This is a genomic window from Klebsiella sp. RHBSTW-00484 (genome assembly GCF_013705725.1).
Taxonomy (GTDB): domain Bacteria; phylum Pseudomonadota; class Gammaproteobacteria; order Enterobacterales; family Enterobacteriaceae; genus Klebsiella.
Window position 1 is genome coordinate 4135691 of sequence record NZ_CP055481.1, and the last position, 17009, is coordinate 4152699.

The window sequence follows — 17009 nt, forward strand, 5'->3', positions numbered from 1 at the left end:
AAATTAGGAGTAACCAGAGGGAGATCAATTGAGGGGACAAATAAAAACGCCCGGTAGAACCGGGCGCGGGAAATCAGTGGTTTTGCGGCCTGTTGTCTTTGTGGCCGACTCCGGAGAAGAGGTTAAACACTTCGCCCAGACCGTAGATCAGCCCGAGGATGATAGCCATCACCACGGGGACCATCACAACGGCAAACACCAGACTTTTCAATAGCTCTAACATGGTTGGCTCCAGAAAATACGAATATTTAATTGTAACCGTTTCAGCCGAAAAAACACGCCCGATTTGTGCGATGCCCGGCAGACAATCGCCACAGATGCATCTTGCAAGATGACCACTATCGGTCACAATACCCTTTTTTGACAGGATATGATTATGCAGGCCGAAATTCTTCTTACCCTAAAATTACAGCAGCGCCTGTTCGCCGATCCCCGTCGTATCTCCCTGCTGAAGCAGATTGACCAGACCGGCTCCATTAGCCAGGGGGCGAAAAACGCCGGCATCAGCTATAAAAGCGCCTGGGATGCCATTAATGAAATGAATCAACTGAGCGAACAAACCCTGGTCGATCGCGCTACCGGCGGCAAAGGCGGCGGCGGTGCGGTCCTCACCCGCTACGGGCAGCGGCTGATTCAGCTTTACGACCTGTTAGCGCAGATTCAACAGAAAGCGTTTGATGTGCTGAGCGATGATGATGCTCTTCCCCTCGACAGCCTGCTGGCGGCGATTTCTCGCTTCTCTCTCCAGACCAGCGCGCGCAACCAGTGGTTTGGTACCATTACCGGGCGCGACCACCAGCAGGTGCAGCAGCATGTTGAAGTGCTACTGGCCGACGGGCAAACCCGCTTTAAAGTTGCCATTACCGCGCAAAGCGCTGAGCGTCTGGGCCTCGATGAGGGTCAGGAAGTGCTGGTGCTACTGAAAGCACCATGGGTCGGTATCACTCAGGATCGCGCGCTGGCCCAGCAGGCCGATAACCAACTAGCCGGGCGCATCAGTCATATTGAGCGCGGGCCGGAACAGTGCGAAGTACTGATGGCGCTCCCGGATGGTCAGAGCCTTTGCGCCACCCTGCCGGTGGAGCAGACACGCGATCTGACGGAAGGCGCGGAAGCGATAGCCTATTTCAATGCCGATCGTATCATTCTCGCCACGTTGTGCTAACGGCATTGACATTCCGGCCGTGAAGACGTATCCCTGAAGCAAATTGCTGCAAAAAGTGGGATACACAATGTCATCATTGCAAATTTCGCAAGGCACGTTTCGCCTGAGCGACACAAAAACGTTAAATATTGAGCACCTCAGCGTGCAGGCTGGCGAAAGCTGGGCTTTCGTCGGCAGCAACGGCAGCGGGAAATCTGCCCTCGCCCGGGCGCTGTCCGGCGAGCTAACGCTGCTTAGCGGCCAGCGCGAGAGCACGTTTTCGCGCATCACCCGCCTCTCTTTTGAACAGTTGCAAAAGCTGGTCAGCGATGAGTGGCAGCGCAACAACACCGATCTACTTAGCCCCGGTGAAGAAGACACCGGACGCACCACCGCGGAAATCATCCAGGATGAGTTTAAAGATTCATCCCGCTGTGCCCGCCTTGCCGAACAGTTTGGTATCACCAGCCTGCTCCAGCGCCGCTTTAAATACCTCTCCACTGGTGAAACGCGCAAAACGCTGCTGTGTCAGGCGCTGATGGGCAACCCGGATCTGCTCATTCTTGATGAGCCGTTCGACGGACTCGACGTAGCATCGCGCCAGCAGTTAGCCGAGCTACTGGCTACGCTAAACGGTGAAGGTATCACTCTGGTATTGGTACTTAATCGTTTTGATGAGATCCCGGCGTTCGTGCAGTTTGCCGGTGTGCTGGCGGATTGCGTGCTGAGCGAAACTGGCGAAAAGCAGGCCTTGCTGCAACAGGCGCTGATTGCCCAGTTGGCGCATAGCGAAAAACTTGACGGCATGACCCTGCCAGAACCGGATGCTCCGGCGGCACGTCACGCGCTGGAGGATAACGCACCGCGCATTGTACTTAACGACGGCATGGTCTCTTATAACGATCGGCCGATCATTAACCACCTGAACTGGACGGTAAACCCCGGAGAACACTGGCAGATAGTCGGCCCCAACGGCGCCGGTAAATCCACGCTGCTCAGCCTGGTGACCGGCGATCATCCGCAGGGGTACAGCAACGACCTGACGCTGTTTGGCCGCCGTCGCGGCAGCGGGGAAACCATCTGGGATATTAAGAAGCATATTGGTTACGTCAGCAGCAGCCTGCACCTTGAATACCGCGTCAGTACCAACGTGCGTAACGTGATTCTCTCAGGCTATTTCGACTCGATTGGTATCTATCAGGCCGTTTCCGACAAGCAGCACAAGCTGGTGCAAAACTGGCTGGATATCCTCGGGATCGACAAGCGGACTGCCGATGCGCCGTTTCATAGTCTCTCCTGGGGACAGCAGCGGCTAGCGCTGATCGTCCGCGCGCTGGTCAAACATCCTACCCTGCTGATCCTTGATGAACCGCTACAGGGGCTAGACCCGCTCAACCGTCAGTTGGTGCGCCGTTTTATCGATGTGCTGATTAGCGAAGGGGCAACTCAACTGCTGTTTGTTTCTCACCACGCCGAGGATGCCCCGGACTGTATTACCCATCGTCTGGCGTTTGTCAGCAGTGGAGACGGTTACACCTACGAAGTGGGACCGCTGACAAATTGACCTGATTCAGGGGTCTGCGGATCCCTGTTTTTTTTCGGAAAAATATCAATACGCCACATCATTCCCCTGTTTTAAAACAATAAAATCTTCAGTGTGCGTATTGAAAATTTTAGTGTAAACGATTCCACCAATTTGGCCTGTGTCACACTTTTCCCATCTTTGGTATGCTATCTTCTTCTCACACGATAAGCCTATTGGAGCGAATCATGAAAGTACTGGTTACAGGTGGTAGCGGTTACATTGGAAGTCATACCTGCGTTCAACTGCTACTGCAGGGGCATGAAGTGATTATTCTCGACAATCTCTGCAACAGTAAGCGCAGCGTATTGCCAATCATTGAACGTCTCGGCGGAAAAAATGCCACCTTTGTCGAAGGCGATATTCGTAATGAAGCGCTGATGACGGAGATTCTTCACGATCATGCGATTGAAGCCGTGATCCATTTCGCCGGTCTGAAAGCCGTCGGAGAATCCGTCGCTAAGCCGCTGGAATATTACGACAACAACGTAACCGGCACACTGAAATTAGTTTCCGCCATGCGTGCTGCTGGCGTGAAAAACTTTATTTTCAGCTCCTCCGCTACCGTTTACGGCGATCAGCCGAAGATCCCTTATGTTGAAAGCTTCCCGACCGGCACCCCGCAGAGCCCGTATGGCAAAAGCAAGCTGATGGTTGAGCAAATTCTCACTGACCTGCAAAAAGCACAACCTGATTGGAGCATCGCCCTGCTGCGCTACTTCAACCCGGTTGGCGCGCATCCGTCGGGCGACATGGGTGAAGACCCGCAGGGCATCCCGAACAATCTGATGCCGTACATTGCGCAGGTTGCTGTAGGCCGTCGCGAATCACTGGCGGTCTTTGGCAACGATTACCCGACCGAAGACGGCACCGGCGTGCGTGACTACATTCACGTGATGGACCTTGCCGACGGCCACGTCGCGGCAATGGAAAAACTGGCTGATAAAGCTGGTGTGCATATCTATAACCTTGGCGCAGGCGTCGGCAGCAGCGTGCTTGACGTGGTCAATGCCTTCAGCAAAGCCTGCGGTAAACCAATTAACTACCACTTCGCGCCACGCCGCGACGGCGACCTCCCGGCCTACTGGGCGGACGCTGAAAAGGCCGATCGCGATCTGAACTGGCGCGTGACGCGCAACCTTGACGAAATGGCGCAGGACACCTGGCACTGGCAGTCCCGTCATCCGCAGGGTTATCCAGACTAAGGAACCTTCATGAGCGTATTTAACCCCGTCGACCATCCACATCGTCGTTATAACCCGTTAACCGGGCAGTGGATTCTGGTTTCTCCGCATCGCGCCAAGCGCCCCTGGCAGGGGGCGCAGGAAACGCCAGCAAAGCAAACGTTGCCCGCGCACGATCCGGACTGCTTCCTGTGCCCGGGTAATACCCGCGTCACCGGTGATACCAACCCGAACTACACCGGTACGTTTGTTTTTACCAATGACTTTGCGGCTTTGATGACCGATACCCCTGATGCCCCGGAAAGCGACGACCCGCTGATGCGCTGTCAGAGCGCCCGCGGCACCAGTCGCGTTATCTGCTTCTCGCCAGACCACAGCAAAACGCTGCCGGAACTGAGCGTTGAGGCGCTGGAAGGCGTGGTTAAAACGTGGCAGGAACAGACTGCGGACCTCGGGAAAACCTATCCGTGGGTCCAGGTCTTTGAAAACAAAGGTGCGGCGATGGGCTGTTCCAACCCGCACCCGCATGGCCAGGTGTGGGCAAACAGCTTCCTGCCGAATGAAGCGGAACGCGAAGATCGTCTGCAAAAAGCGTACTTCACCGAGCACGGCGTGCCGATGCTGGTGGATTACGTACAGCGTGAATTAGCCGACGGTAGCCGTACTATCGTCGAGACCGAACACTGGCTCGCCGTGGTTCCCTACTGGGCCGCGTGGCCTTTCGAGACGCTGCTGCTGCCAAAAGCGCACATCCAGCGTCTGACCGATTTAACCGACGACCAGCGCAGCGACCTTGCGCTGGCGTTGAAAAAGCTGACCAGCCGTTACGACAACCTGTTCCAGTGCTCATTCCCCTACTCGATGGGCTGGCACGGTGCACCATTTAACGATGAAGAAAATAATCACTGGCAGCTGCATGCACATTTTTATCCGCCGCTGCTGCGCTCCGCCACGGTGCGCAAATTTATGGTCGGCTATGAAATGCTGGCCGAAACCCAGCGTGACCTGACGGCCGAGCAGGCTGCTGAACGTCTGCGCGCTGTGAGCGACGTCCATTTTCGCGAATCCGGAGTATAACCATGAGTCTGAAAGAGAAAACCCAAGCCCTGTTTGCTGAAAAGTTTGGCTATCCGGCCAGCCACGTTATCCAGGCCCCAGGCCGCGTTAACCTGATAGGCGAACATACCGACTATAACGATGGATTCGTGCTGCCTTGCGCAATTGATTACCAAACGGTCATCAGTTGCTCGCCGCGCGACGATCGTACCGTGCGGGTGATTGCCGCCGATTACGACAATCAGACCGATGAATTCTCTCTGGATTCGCAGATTACCCGCCACGATACCCAGCAGTGGTCGAACTATGTTCGCGGCGTGGTGAAGCATCTCCAGCAGCGGAATAACAACTTCGGCGGCGCGGACCTGGTCATCAGCGGCAACGTACCGCAGGGCGCAGGATTAAGCTCCTCGGCTTCACTTGAAGTCGCCGTCGGTACGGTGTTCCAGCAGCTTTATCACCTGCCGCTCGACGGCGCACAAATTGCGCTGAACGGTCAGGAAGCGGAAAACCAGTTTGTTGGCTGCAACTGCGGCATCATGGACCAGCTCATCTCCGCACTCGGTAAAAAAGACCACGCGCTGCTGCTCGACTGCCGCACCTTAGGCACCAAAGCGGTCTCAATGCCGAAAGGTGTGGCGGTGGTGATTATCAACAGTAACTTTAAACGTACCCTGGTCGGCAGCGAATACAACACGCGCCGCGAGCAGTGTGAAACCGGCGCTCGCTTCTTCCAGCAGCCCGCTCTGCGCGATGTGACTCTGGAAGAGTTCAGCTCCGTTGCCCACGAGCTTGATCCGGTCGTCGCCAAACGCGTTCGCCACGTTCTGACCGAGAACGCCCGTACCGTAGAAGCCGCTGTAGCGCTGGAAAAAGGCGATCTGCAGCGGATGGGCGAACTGATGGCGGAATCTCACGCTTCAATGCGCGATGATTTTGAAATCACCGTTCCGCAGATCGATACCCTGGTGGACATCGTCAAAGCAACCATCGGCGACAAAGGCGGCGTGCGTATGACCGGCGGCGGTTTCGGCGGCTGTATTGTGGCGCTGATCCCGGAAGATCTGGTCGATACCGTGCAGCAGGCTGTTGCCAAAGAGTACGAAGCAAAAACCGGTATTAAAGAAACGTTCTACGTGTGCAAGCCGTCTCAGGGAGCAGGACAATGCTAAATCAAACAACGGAGCTGGCGCCGGACGGCCAGCCGTGGAATCTCCTCACCCTGCGTAACGACGCGGGGATGACGGTCACCGTCATGGATTGGGGCGCCACGCTGCTATCCGCACAAGTGACGCTAGCTGACGGCAGCGTGCGCGAAGCGCTGCTCGGCTGCGCGACCCCTGGCGACTATACGCGCCAGGCCGCCTATCTCGGTGCCTCTGTCGGCCGTTACGCTAACCGCATCGCTAACAGCCGCTTTACGCTGGATGGTTGTACCGTCAATCTGACCCCGTCCAACGAAGCGGGCCATCAGCTGCACGGCGGGCCAGATGGTTTTGATAAGCGCCGCTGGCAGATTGTCAGCGCTGATGCTCGCCACGCGCTGTTTTCGCTCTCGTCTAACAATGGCGATCAGGGATTCCCCGGTAATCTGACGGCGACGGCGCACTATCGCCTGACCGACGATAATCGGATCTCCATCGAATATCGCGCCACCGTTGACCAGCCCTGCCCGGTAAATCTGACCAACCACGTCTATTTCAACCTCGATGGCGTGCAGAGCGACGTGCGCAACCACAGGCTGCAGATTTTCGCTGATGTTTATTTGCCGGTAGAGAGCGATGGCATTCCGGGGGGCGATCTGCAAAACGTTACCCTGACCAGCTTCGATTTCCGCACGCCGAAGGTGCTGGCAGATGATTTCCTGCGCGACGAAGACCAGCAAAAAGTGAAAGGCTACGATCACGCGTTCCTGCTTCAGGCGCTGGGCGATGCCAACAGCCCGGCGGCTCACGTCTGGTCACAGGATGAAAAACTGCAGATGACGGTCTATACCTCCGCTCCGGCCCTGCAATTCTACTCCGGCAACTATCTGGGCGGCACGCCGTCGCGTACGGCGCAACCGTACGATGACTGGCAAGGTCTGGCACTGGAAAGCGAGTTCCTGCCGGATTCGCCGAACCATCCGGAATGGCCGCAGCCGGATTGCGTTCTACGCCCCGGCGAAGAGTACGTCAGCCTGACGGAATATCAGTTTATTGCGAAATAATCCCAAGCCCTCCTGATGGAGGGTTTTTTTATCCTTTCGCTGAAAAATACGCCACTTACAGACAAAAACATAACCTCAATTTTACAAGCATCTTACACTGAGCCACTATTTTCGCTATGGTTAGGGATAAGCATTGCCGTGAGGTAAATCACAGCAATATAATGAGAATAGTTATCAATCAATAAATATATACACTACAGCATTCGGGTCGCATCTAAGACGGCAGAGAGTAGCCAACGATGAGGCGGCGCGGAGGATGACGTGTATTGAGGAGTAAGAGAATGGCTGTAACTAAGCTGGTACTCGTTCGTCACGGCGAAAGCCAATGGAACAACGAAAACCGTTTCACCGGTTGGTATGACGTTGACCTGTCTGAAAAAGGCGTTGGTGAAGCAAAAGCTGCCGGTAAGCTGCTGAAAGAAGAAGGCTTCAGCTTCGATTTTGCTTATACCTCTGTGCTGAAACGTGCCATCCATACCCTGTGGAACGTACTGGACGAGCTGGATCAAGCCTGGCTGCCGGTTGAGAAATCCTGGAAACTAAATGAACGTCATTACGGTGCGCTGCAGGGCCTGAACAAAGCAGAAACCGCTGAAAAATACGGTGACGAGCAGGTTAAGCAGTGGCGTCGCGGTTTTGCTATCACGCCTCCGGAGCTGACCAAAGACGATGAGCGCTATCCGGGCCACGACCCGCGCTACGCTAAGCTGACCGACGCTGAGCTGCCAACCACTGAGAGCCTGGCGCTGACTATCGACCGCGTTGTGCCTTACTGGAACGAAACTATTCTGCCGCGTCTGAAAAGCGGTGAGCGCGTGATTATCGCCGCTCACGGTAACTCCCTGCGCGCGCTGGTGAAGTACCTCGACAACATGGGCGAAGCCGAGATCCTCGAACTGAACATCCCGACTGGCGTACCGCTGGTGTATGAGTTCGACGAAAACTTCAAACCTATCAAACACTACTATCTGGGTAACGCCGACGAAATCGCCGCGAAAGCCGCTGCCGTTGCGAACCAGGGTAAAGCGAAGTAATTTTCGCTGGATGAAAAAAAAGCGTGGAGCAATCCACGCTTTTTTATTTCGACAAGATCAGAACTTAACCGCGACGCGCTTTTACCGCATCCGCCAGCTGACGCAGGATAACATCGGTATCTTCCCAGCCTATACAGGCATCGGTAATACTTTTGCCGTAGGTCAGCGGCTCGCCGCTTTCAAGGTTCTGATTACCTTCTACCAGGTGGCTTTCAATCATCACGCCCATAATCGACTGTTCGCCGCCGGCAACCTGCTGACAAACGTCCACGCCGACATCCATCTGCTTTTTAAACTGCTTGCTGGAGTTGGCATGGCTGAAATCAATCATGATCTGAGCAGGAAGACCTGCTTTCGCCAGCCCAACCTTCACTTCAGCGACGTGCTGTGCGCTATAGTTCGGCTCTTTACCGCCGCGCAGGATGATATGGCAATCGCTGTTACCGCTAGTGTTCACGATAGCCGAATGACCCCACTTGGTCACCGACAGGAAGCAGTGCGGCGCACCGGCAGCATTAATCGCGTCAATAGCGACTTTAATCGTCCCGTCGGTGCCGTTTTTAAAGCCCACCGGGCAAGAGAGGCCGGAAGAGAGCTCGCGATGCACCTGTGACTCGGTGGTACGCGCGCCAATCGCTCCCCAGCTCATCAGATCGGCAAGATACTGCGGGGTGATCATATCGAGGAATTCCCCGGCAGCAGGCAGCCCGCTGTCGTTGATATCCAGCAGCAGCTTACGCGCAATTCGTAGGCCATCATTGATGCGGAAGCTGTTATCCATATGCGGATCGTTAATCAGCCCCTTCCATCCCACCGTGGTACGCGGTTTTTCAAAATAAACGCGCATCACAATCTCCAGCTCACCCTTCAGCTCCTCACGGAGCTTGAGCAGACGCTCGGCATACTCTTTCGCCGCCGCCGGATCGTGAATGGAACATGGACCAATCACCACCAGCAGGCGATCGTCATTACCTTTCAGGATCTGATGGATCGCTTTGCGAGCATGCGCAACGGTATTAGCCGCATTTTCGGTAGCAGGGAATTTCTCCAGGAGCGCAACGGGAGGTAATAATTCGTTGATCTCTTTAATGCGTAAGTCATCGTTCTGATAATTCATCTTATTTCCAGCGTTGCCATACTTATCTAGTTAAATGCAATCCCTCCAATCTATCTCTTCAGTCAAAAAGTGTAAACGTGATTTTACAGCACCGACAGAATACTCCTGGAATTAGGCTAAATTCGACCATAAAGTAGCGGAATGATGGCCATAAACTACAATTTTTAACTGTTAGAACTTAATTTCCTTTAGCATTCAGCATTATATATTAATGCCGTTCGCTGATACCGAGCCTTTAACCATCGCGAGTTAAACCTCTGATAAATGCACTGTTGGAAGCGTTATCCGACAAATCGACCATAACAGGAGCATCTAATGAAAACGAACAAACTCACCAGCCTTCTCCTCGCAGCAACCCTGAGCCTGGCCAGCGGCGCGGCTCTTGCCGCCGATACTGGCACGCAATCTAATAACGGGCAGGCCAACTCGGCAGCCGATGCCGGACAGGTCGCACCTGACGCACGCGAGAACGTGGCACCTAACAATGTGGACAACGGCAACATTAATACTGGTTCCGGCAATACCGGCGGCACAATGCTCCACCCCGATGGCTCAAACATGAACCATGACGGCATGTCGAGCGATGAAGTGCATAAAAACTCGATGTGTAAAGATGGTCGCTGCCCGGATACCGATAAAAAAGTCGGCCAGGATGATGCCAGTAAAACTGACGGCACCACCCAGTAATCGTCGTGTGATGTTGATAATTGAGGAGAGCTCAGGCTCTCCTTTTGCATTTTGTTAAACTAAAAGCGCGATGTTGTCATAAAGTAATAGGGAAAATAATAACGTAGGGATGGCGCCATGGGGCACTCACACTCGCATACTCCTGCTCAGCAACCTGAAGATAATAATGCTCGCCGCCTGCTGCTAGCGTTCTGTATAACCGCCGGATTTATGCTGGTTGAAGTCGTTGGCGGACTGCTCTCAGGCTCGTTGGCACTGCTGGCCGATGCCGGGCATATGCTGACCGACGCGGCAGCTTTGCTATTCGCTTTTTTAGCCGTTCGCTTTGCCCGCCGTCCGCCGAATACGCGCCACACCTTTGGCTGGCTGCGGCTGACCACGCTGGCGGCTTTTCTCAACGCAATCGCCCTGGTGGTGATTACCATCCTGATCGTCTGGGAGGCCATCCAGCGCTTTCATCATCCTCAACCGGTTGCCGGTAAAACGATGATGATCATCGCCGTTGCCGGGTTGTTGGCCAATGTCCTGGCATTCTGGATCCTGCATCGCGGCGGAGAGGAACGTAACCTCAACGTGCGGGCCGCCGCTCTGCACGTACTGGGGGATTTACTCGGTTCAGTCGGAGCGATAATCGCCGCAATAGTGATTCTTACCACCGGCTGGACACCAATCGACCCGATTCTCTCCGTGCTGGTTTCGTGTTTGGTTTTGCGTAGTGCCTGGCGTTTGCTTCAGGAGAGTATCAATGAACTTCTGGAAGGTGCGCCGCGTTCGCTTGATGTCGATGCACTCAAGCGCGACTTACGCCGCTCAATACCGGAAGTGCGCGACGTACATCATGTTCATGCCTGGCTGGTGGGTGAGAAAACGGTGATGACGCTGCATGTTCAGGTAGTGCCGCCGCACGATCACGACGGCCTGCTGGAGCGCATTCTACATTTCTTACAGCACAAATATGCGATTGAACACGTTACGGTGCAGATGGAGTATCAGCCCTGTAGCGGCCCGGAATGCCGTCTGAACATGTCGCACGCCGGGCATGAGCATCATCACCGTCACTAACGAGAAAACGCGTGAGAACCGCGCTCACGCGCGCTGTTAATCCACATCCGGCTGCCATTGAGCGCGATAAAGGTCAGAAGCAGATATTCGAGCGACATCGCATATACGCCCTGGAGCGCGAAAATAACCACGCTAATGACATTGATAATCACCCACAGCAGCCAGTTCTCAACATATTTACGCGTCATCAGAATCATCGCCGCAATCGACAACACCATCATGCACGAGTCCCAGAATGGGAACGCGTCGGGCTGCAGCTCCGGCATCGCCACCTGCAACCCCAGCGTTTGCATGAGCGCAACGGCAATGCGCGTCAGGAAGGCAAAGACCGGGTTGATAAACACAGTCATTAAGCCAATAGCGACCACACAGGCCGCCAGCCAACCCAGCGCTTTAGGCAGCGGTAGCCAGCGTATTTGCAGCTCCGCCTGATTATCGCTGGTTTGCCGCGACCAGGCATACCAGCCGTAAACGTTGGCGGCGAAGAAAAATATCTGCAACAACAGGCTGGCATAGAGCTGAATCTGGAAGAAAATAATGGCAAACAGAGTGACGTTGATCAGCCCAAACGCATAGTTGCTGATCTTCTCCAGGCTTGCCAACCAGATGCATAGCAGGCCTGCAACGGTGCCAACTGCTTCAATCCACGATAAGTCATATCCCCCAGCGCCAATGGGTATGTGCACTAATATGTTCTGCGTACTAAAAAAATCCATCTTATCCCCAGAGCGTGCTGTGACGCGGTAATGAGTTATCCCCGAAGTGTAGCCGCAAAATCGAGCATTCTGTTCAGCGGAACTAACGCGCCGGTACGCAGTTTCTCATCAACATGAATTTCATGTTCGGCTCCTCCCCGCTCCAGCCCTTCAGCAATCGCTTTCAGGCCATTCATCGCCATCCACGGACAGTGTGCACAACTGCGACAGGTTGCCCCTTCGCCCGCCGTCGGCGCTTCCAGCAGCTCTTTTTCCGGTACCGCCTGCTGCATTTTATAGAAAATACCGCGATCGGTAGCAACAATCAGCTGCTTGTGCGGTAGCGTTTTAGCCGCGTTGATTAACTGACTTGTAGAACCCACGGCGTCGGCCATATCGACAATCGATTGCGGTGATTCCGGATGGACAAGTACAGCGGCATTTGGGTAAAGCGCCTTCATTCTTGCCAGCGCTTGTGTTTTGAATTCATCATGAACAATACAGGCACCTTGCCAGCAAAGGACATCGGCACCGGTCTGTTTTTGTACGTAGCTGCCTAAATGGCGATCCGGCGCCCAGATGATTTTTTCACCCATGCTATCCAGATGCTCAATGAGTTCCACGGCGATACTGGAGGTGACGACCCAATCAGCGCGCGCTTTCACCGCCGCTGAAGTATTGGCATAGACCACCACGGTGCGATCCGGGTGGGCGTCGCAGAACGCGTTAAATTCCTCAATCGGGCAGCCCAGATCAAGCGAACATTCCGCATGCAACGTGGGCATCAGGATGGTTTTTTCCGGGCTGAGGATTTTTGCCGTTTCACCCATAAAGCGCACGCCAGCAACCAATAGCGTTGAGGCGGAATGGCGAGCGCCGAAGCGCGCCATCTCCAGGGAGTCGGAGATACAGCCGCCGGTTTCTTCGGCCAGTTGCTGAATTTCCGGGTCGGTGTAGTAGTGGGCAACCATCACCGCATCGCGCTCGCGAAGCAGACGTTTTATTTTTTCACGATAAAAATGCTTCTCATCGCGGTTTAAAGGCATTGGCTTCGGAGGAAAAGGATAAATCGCCGATTCCGAGTTAAACATTACGCTCATCTTGCAGTCTCGTTTTACTGGCTTAACGCAAAGACCGTTAATATGCCCATCAATGGTCTTGAAACGGCCATGGTGTTTTATATGCTAAACAAGATAGCCGATTGTACAGAAAATGTCGTGAGGAATTTGTTCACCAGACAGCATTTCCCGGAGGCGGTGCTGCGCATCTGTCCGGGCTACCAAACCCGAAGAACGTACGAACCTGTAGCCCGGGCAAGGCGCGTCAAGCGCCGCCCCCGGGATGAAGCCACGCAAAGGCATCGGCCCGGTACATTTCCCGGAGGCGATGCTTCGCATCTGTCCGGGCTACTGGCCTGTGCCAATTGTAGCCACGGTAAGCACAGCGCGACGACTGAATGGCGTAGCATTAAGGTATTGCGGATTGTTGTGGTTTTCGAGGAAATGGCAGATAGCAAAAAAGCGCCTTTAGGGCGCTTTTTTACATTGGTGGGTCGTGCAGGATGACTCGCTTCGCTCGCTCTTCGGGCCGTCGCCGCAGGCGGCTCCGTTGTCTCTCTTCGTTCGACTCGAACCTGCTGCAGGTTCAAATCTTGTATATTGCAGATAGCAAAAAAGCGCCTTTAGGGCGCTTTTTTACATTGGTGGGTCGTGCAGGATTCGAACCTGCGACCAATTGATTAAAAGTCAACTGCTCTACCAACTGAGCTAACGACCCCTTGCGGGATTTTACTGCTTGAAGTATTCAGGATGGTGGGTCGTGCAGGATGACTCGGCTTCGCCTCGCCCTACGGGCCGTTACTAACGTAACGTTATCCTTCACGCTTACTACCAGTGCTCACCTAAGCATTGGTGGGTCGTGCAGGATTCGAACCTGCGACCAATTGATTAAAAGTCAACTGCTCTACCAACTGAGCTAACGACCCGCTCGGGTACTTCCTGAATCTTTCTTCACTCGTCACCAATCGAAATTGGTGGGTCGTGCAGGATGACTCGCTTTCGCTCGCCCTACGGGCCGTTGCTGACGCAACGTTATCCTTCACGTTTAACATCTGAGTTTGATGTTAAATTGGTGGGTCGTGCAGGATTCGAACCTGCGACCAATTGATTAAAAGTCAACTGCTCTACCAACTGAGCTAACGACCCGAGTGGTGGGTGATGACGGGATCGAACCGCCGACCCCCTCCTTGTAAGGGAGGTGCTCTCCCAGCTGAGCTAATCACCCGATACTACGCTGGATACATCTTTTAGTGGTGGGTCGTGCAGGATTCGAACCTGCGACCAATTGATTAAAAGTCAACTGCTCTACCAACTGAGCTAACGACCCACTATTTTTGTCGCTTTGGGCTTATTCGATATCCCTTGGCAACGGCGGCATATATTACTGATTTCAGAATTCAGCGCAACAAAAATTTAGATAAAGATCACTTAACTGCTTAGGATTCATGCGACAAGACCAGAAATAACGCGATTTCTGGTCATGCCATAATCATCCGAGAGCGTTAAGGCGTTTTTGCGCTTGTTTTGCCCCATCGGTGCCAGGAAATTTACTGACCACCTGCTGGTAAACCGCCTTCGCTTTTGCCGTGTCACCTTTATCCTGCATGATCACGCCGACTTTAAACATCGCATCGGGTGCCTTCGGGGATTTTGGGTAATTTTTCACCACAGAAGCGAAATAGTACGCTGCATCGTCTTTTTTACCCTTGTTATAATTCAACTGACCGAGCCAGTAGTTGGCATTCGGCTGATAAGTTGAATCAGGGTACTTCTTGACGAAGTTCTGAAATGCTGCAATGGCATCGTCCTGGCGAGAAGAATCCTTAACCAGGGCGATAGCCGCATTGTAATCCGTGTTCGCATCGCCCGTCTGCGCCGGAGCGCCTGACGAAGCCGCTGGCGCAGTCGTGGTGGCCGCAGCCCCCTGATCGCCCGCAGATGTCTGCGTCTGTGCTCCTGTTGCACCTGATCCGCTGCTCAGACCATCGATCTGCAGCAAAATCTGCTTCTGGCGCTCAACAACCTGATTTAGCTGATACTGACTTTCCTGAATTTGACCACGCAGAGAATCAATATCGGACTGATTATCAGAGAGTTGTTGCTGGAGTTGGGTTAAAAGCTGGCTGTGAGCATTAGAAATACGCTCGAGTTGAGTGACGCGGTCTTCGACCGAGCCAGAGCCGACACTACTGATTGGCGCCTGAGCAAAAGCGGCCCAGGGGGCCGCTATGCCAACCAGTAACGACAGACTCAACAGATGATGTCTGAAGTTACTGCTCATGCAATTCTCTTAGTAAACCAGTACGGCGCGACGGTTTTTGGCGTAAGCCGCTTCGTCGTGGCCCAGTACTGCAGGTTTTTCTTTACCGTAAGAAACGATGGAGATCTGGTCAGCAGAAACACCTTTGCCCTGCAGATACATCTTAACGGCGTTAGCACGACGCTCACCCAGAGCGATGTTATATTCCGGAGTACCACGCTCATCCGCATGACCTTCTACAGTCACTTTATAGGATGGGTTGCTACGCAGGAAGTTAGCGTGCGCGTCCAGCATTGCAGCGAAGTCAGAACGGATATCGTATTTGTCCAGATCGAAGTAAACGATATTGTTCTGCTGCAGCTGTTGCATCTGCAGACGAGCCTGCTCTTCGGAAGACATGTTGCCGCCGTTCGCGTTACCGTCCATACCAGTGCCGGCACCCAGCATGCCTTCACCGCTCTGGTCGTTGCTTGCGTTCTTGTTAGAAGAACACGCCGCGATTGCCATAACCGGCAGAGCGATCATCAGCCCTTTCAGCACTTTGTTCAGTTGCATTTCTTTGATTCCTTTAATAATCAATTATTTATTATCACAGATACGGCGACCAGGCAGGTGATTTTACCTGTCCATCAGTTGCCGGAAGACGCGCTTTGAAACGCCCATCTGTAGAAACCAAATTAAGCACGGATCCCATCCCCTGAGAAGAGCTGTAGATTACCATAGTGCCGTTTGGTGCCAGACTTGGCGTTTCATCTAAAAACGTTGATGACAGAACCTGCACACCACCCGCTTCCAGATCTTGCTTAGCAATGTGCTGCTGACCACCGGCCGAGCTAACCATTACCATAGTTTTACCATCTGCGCTCACGTCTGCGTCCTGGTTTTGTGAACCTTCCCAGGTAATACGCTGCGGCGTGCCGCCATTAATATTGACTTTATACACCTGCGGACGACCGGCCTGGTCAGAAGTAAAGGCCAGGTTTTGACTATCCGGGAACCAGGTCGGTTCGGTGTTGTTGCTGCGACCGTTGGTGACCTGACGAATCTGACCAGAGCCCAGATCCATCACGTACAGGTTCAGGCTACCGGTTTTCGACAATGCAAAGGCCAGTTTGCTGCCATCCGGAGAGAACGACGGCGCGCCGTTGTGCTGCGGGAACGAAGCAATCTGACGCACAGAGCCGTTAGCCAGAGTCTGAACGACCAGCGCAGAGCGACCGCTTTCAAAGGTCACATAAGCCAGTTTCGCGCCGTCAGGAGACCAGGCCGGAGACATCAGCGGCTGGGTTGAACGGTGGACGAGGAACTGGTTGTAGCCATCGTAGTCAGATACGCGCAGCTCATACGGGAACTGACCGCCGTTGGTCTGCACAACGTAAGCGATGCGGGTACGGAAGGCGCCCTTAATACCGGTCAGCTTCTCAAATACCGCATCACTAGCAGCGTGTGCGGCATAGCGCAGATACTGCTTAGTCACCTTGAATGAGTTTTGCGCAAGGACGGTACCCGGCGCACCGCCGGTATCAACCAGCTGGTAAGCGACGTTATAAGAACCGTCCGGGTTTTGCGTAACCTGGCCAACGACCACGGCATCAACACCGAGCGCAGACCATGCCGCAGGCTGCACTTCCTGAGCGCTACCCGGCTGCTGAGGCAAACGCGAGCGATCGAGCGGATTAAACTTACCGCTATTACGCAGGTCAGCCGCGACGATACCACCGATATCTTCCGGCGCAGCACCCTGCCCCGCCCACTGGAACGGCACAACACCAATTGGGCGTGCCGAGTCGACCCCTTGGGTGATCTCGATACGTACTTCTGCGTGCAGCACTGCCGCCCACAGTATTAAAAAACCAAATGCTACTCGTAATGCCTGCTTCATCATATCTCCCTTATCCAGGCGGAAAGCCCACGATAATTT

At 54.0% G+C, this 17009-nt stretch carries 16 protein-coding genes, 5 tRNA genes and 1 other RNA gene; 9 read left to right on the top strand and 13 right to left on the bottom strand.

Going from position 1 to position 17009, the window contains the following annotated elements:
* Nucleotides 1-73 precede the first annotated feature (73 nt).
* A complete protein-coding gene (locus HV213_RS19565; RefSeq protein WP_181482978.1) occupies nucleotides 74-223 on the bottom strand; it encodes an AcrZ family multidrug efflux pump-associated protein in 150 nt (49 codons plus the stop codon).
* A 153-nt stretch (nucleotides 224-376) separates the two neighbouring features.
* Here HV213_RS19565 and modE point away from each other — a divergent pair, with 153 nt between their 5' ends.
* The 7 genes from modE to gpmA all read left to right on the top strand — a co-directional run bounded on the left by modE (nucleotide 377) and on the right by gpmA (nucleotide 8209).
* Nucleotides 377-1165 (top strand): molybdenum-dependent transcriptional regulator, encoded by a 789-nt coding sequence (gene modE / locus HV213_RS19570; protein WP_181482979.1) that lies wholly within the window; start codon nucleotides 377-379, stop codon nucleotides 1163-1165.
* A gap of 67 nt (nucleotides 1166-1232) precedes the next feature.
* Nucleotides 1233-2708, top strand: a complete 1476-nt coding sequence (gene modF, locus HV213_RS19575) for a molybdate ABC transporter ATP-binding protein ModF (RefSeq protein ID WP_181482980.1) — start codon at nucleotides 1233-1235, stop codon at nucleotides 2706-2708.
* 206 nt (nucleotides 2709-2914) lie between these two features.
* A complete protein-coding gene (galE, locus tag HV213_RS19580; protein WP_181482981.1) occupies nucleotides 2915-3931 on the top strand; it encodes a UDP-glucose 4-epimerase GalE in 1017 nt (338 codons plus the stop codon).
* 9 nt (nucleotides 3932-3940) lie between these two features.
* Nucleotides 3941-4987, top strand: a complete 1047-nt coding sequence (gene galT, locus HV213_RS19585) for a galactose-1-phosphate uridylyltransferase (protein ID WP_181482982.1) — start codon at nucleotides 3941-3943, stop codon at nucleotides 4985-4987.
* Nucleotides 4988-4989: 2 nt separating this feature from the next.
* Complete coding sequence (galK, locus tag HV213_RS19590; protein WP_181482983.1) at nucleotides 4990-6138, top strand: galactokinase; 1149 nt, start codon at nucleotides 4990-4992, stop codon at nucleotides 6136-6138.
* Complete coding sequence (galM, locus tag HV213_RS19595) at nucleotides 6132-7175, top strand: galactose-1-epimerase (RefSeq protein WP_181482984.1); 1044 nt, start codon at nucleotides 6132-6134, stop codon at nucleotides 7173-7175. The genes galK and galM overlap by 7 nt, the downstream gene beginning before the upstream one ends.
* Before the next feature lie 281 nt (nucleotides 7176-7456).
* Nucleotides 7457-8209 (top strand): 2,3-diphosphoglycerate-dependent phosphoglycerate mutase, encoded by a 753-nt coding sequence (gene gpmA, locus HV213_RS19600; RefSeq protein WP_181482985.1) that lies wholly within the window; start codon nucleotides 7457-7459, stop codon nucleotides 8207-8209.
* Between the two features lie 64 nt (nucleotides 8210-8273).
* On the opposite strand, the gene aroG is transcribed toward gpmA, so the two are convergent.
* The gene (gene aroG / locus HV213_RS19605) at nucleotides 8274-9326 is read right to left on the bottom strand and encodes a 3-deoxy-7-phosphoheptulonate synthase AroG (RefSeq protein WP_110276815.1); all 1053 of its coding nucleotides are present in this window, start codon (nucleotides 9324-9326) and stop codon (nucleotides 8274-8276) included.
* A gap of 315 nt (nucleotides 9327-9641) precedes the next feature.
* On the opposite strand from aroG, the gene HV213_RS19610 reads away from it, so the two are divergent.
* Nucleotides 9642-10013, top strand: a complete 372-nt coding sequence (locus tag HV213_RS19610; RefSeq protein WP_181482986.1) for a YbgS-like family protein — start codon at nucleotides 9642-9644, stop codon at nucleotides 10011-10013.
* Nucleotides 10014-10130: 117 nt separating this feature from the next.
* Nucleotides 10131-11075 (top strand): CDF family zinc transporter ZitB, encoded by a 945-nt coding sequence (gene zitB, locus HV213_RS19615; protein WP_181482987.1) that lies wholly within the window; start codon nucleotides 10131-10133, stop codon nucleotides 11073-11075.
* On the opposite strand, the gene pnuC is transcribed toward zitB, so the two are convergent.
* From pnuC to tolB, 11 genes are all read right to left on the bottom strand, one after another.
* Nucleotides 11072-11791 carry a nicotinamide riboside transporter PnuC gene (pnuC, locus tag HV213_RS19620; RefSeq protein WP_110276818.1) on the bottom strand — a complete coding sequence of 240 codons (720 nt, stop codon included), beginning with the start codon at nucleotides 11789-11791 and terminating at the stop codon, nucleotides 11072-11074. The two genes, zitB and pnuC, sit on opposite strands and share 4 nt — an antisense overlap.
* A gap of 35 nt (nucleotides 11792-11826) precedes the next feature.
* Nucleotides 11827-12870 (bottom strand): quinolinate synthase NadA, encoded by a 1044-nt coding sequence (gene nadA, locus HV213_RS19625; protein ID WP_181482988.1) that lies wholly within the window; start codon nucleotides 12868-12870, stop codon nucleotides 11827-11829.
* A 445-nt stretch (nucleotides 12871-13315) separates the two neighbouring features.
* A non-coding RNA gene (locus HV213_RS19630) (RtT sRNA) lies at nucleotides 13316-13441 on the bottom strand.
* A 29-nt stretch (nucleotides 13442-13470) separates the two neighbouring features.
* Nucleotides 13471-13546, bottom strand: a tRNA-Lys gene (locus tag HV213_RS19635).
* A gap of 132 nt (nucleotides 13547-13678) precedes the next feature.
* Nucleotides 13679-13754 (bottom strand) — tRNA-Lys (locus HV213_RS19640).
* A 144-nt stretch (nucleotides 13755-13898) separates the two neighbouring features.
* A tRNA-Lys gene (locus HV213_RS19645) sits at nucleotides 13899-13974 on the bottom strand.
* A gap of 3 nt (nucleotides 13975-13977) precedes the next feature.
* A tRNA-Val gene (locus HV213_RS19650) sits at nucleotides 13978-14053 on the bottom strand.
* 26 nt (nucleotides 14054-14079) lie between these two features.
* A tRNA-Lys gene (locus HV213_RS19655) sits at nucleotides 14080-14155 on the bottom strand.
* A 162-nt stretch (nucleotides 14156-14317) separates the two neighbouring features.
* On the bottom strand, nucleotides 14318-15109 hold the full coding sequence (gene cpoB, locus HV213_RS19660) for a cell division protein CpoB (RefSeq protein WP_112214454.1): 792 nt from the start codon (nucleotides 15107-15109) through the stop codon (nucleotides 14318-14320).
* Between the two features lie 9 nt (nucleotides 15110-15118).
* Nucleotides 15119-15643 carry a peptidoglycan-associated lipoprotein Pal gene (gene pal / locus HV213_RS19665; protein WP_110276821.1) on the bottom strand — a complete coding sequence of 175 codons (525 nt, stop codon included), beginning with the start codon at nucleotides 15641-15643 and terminating at the stop codon, nucleotides 15119-15121.
* A gap of 34 nt (nucleotides 15644-15677) precedes the next feature.
* Nucleotides 15678-16970: a Tol-Pal system beta propeller repeat protein TolB gene (gene tolB, locus HV213_RS19670; protein ID WP_181486461.1), complete on the bottom strand. Its 1293-nt coding sequence runs from the start codon at nucleotides 16968-16970 to the stop codon at nucleotides 15678-15680.
* Nucleotides 16971-17009 lie beyond the last annotated feature (39 nt).

Bases quoted from the DNA above. Each gene is read 5' to 3' on its own strand.
- galT (WP_181482982.1), top strand. From the start codon at position 3,941: ATGAGCGTATTTAACCCCGTCGACCATCCACATCGTCGTTATAACCCG.
- cpoB (WP_112214454.1), bottom strand. From the start codon at position 15,109: ATGAGCAGTAACTTCAGACATCATCTGTTGAGTCTGTCGTTACTGGTT.
- HV213_RS19565 (WP_181482978.1), bottom strand. From the start codon at position 223: ATGTTAGAGCTATTGAAAAGTCTGGTGTTTGCCGTTGTGATGGTCCCC.
- tolB (WP_181486461.1), bottom strand. From the start codon at position 16,970: ATGAAGCAGGCATTACGAGTAGCATTTGGTTTTTTAATACTGTGGGCG.
- pnuC (WP_110276818.1), bottom strand. From the start codon at position 11,791: ATGGATTTTTTTAGTACGCAGAACATATTAGTGCACATACCCATTGGC.
- gpmA (WP_181482985.1), top strand. From the start codon at position 7,457: ATGGCTGTAACTAAGCTGGTACTCGTTCGTCACGGCGAAAGCCAATGG.
- galK (WP_181482983.1), top strand. From the start codon at position 4,990: ATGAGTCTGAAAGAGAAAACCCAAGCCCTGTTTGCTGAAAAGTTTGGC.
- aroG (WP_110276815.1), bottom strand. From the start codon at position 9,326: ATGAATTATCAGAACGATGACTTACGCATTAAAGAGATCAACGAATTA.
- modE (WP_181482979.1), top strand. From the start codon at position 377: ATGCAGGCCGAAATTCTTCTTACCCTAAAATTACAGCAGCGCCTGTTC.
- modF (WP_181482980.1), top strand. From the start codon at position 1,233: ATGTCATCATTGCAAATTTCGCAAGGCACGTTTCGCCTGAGCGACACA.
- pal (WP_110276821.1), bottom strand. From the start codon at position 15,643: ATGCAACTGAACAAAGTGCTGAAAGGGCTGATGATCGCTCTGCCGGTT.
- galM (WP_181482984.1), top strand. From the start codon at position 6,132: ATGCTAAATCAAACAACGGAGCTGGCGCCGGACGGCCAGCCGTGGAAT.
- nadA (WP_181482988.1), bottom strand. From the start codon at position 12,870: ATGAGCGTAATGTTTAACTCGGAATCGGCGATTTATCCTTTTCCTCCG.
- zitB (WP_181482987.1), top strand. From the start codon at position 10,131: ATGGGGCACTCACACTCGCATACTCCTGCTCAGCAACCTGAAGATAAT.
- HV213_RS19610 (WP_181482986.1), top strand. From the start codon at position 9,642: ATGAAAACGAACAAACTCACCAGCCTTCTCCTCGCAGCAACCCTGAGC.
- galE (WP_181482981.1), top strand. From the start codon at position 2,915: ATGAAAGTACTGGTTACAGGTGGTAGCGGTTACATTGGAAGTCATACC.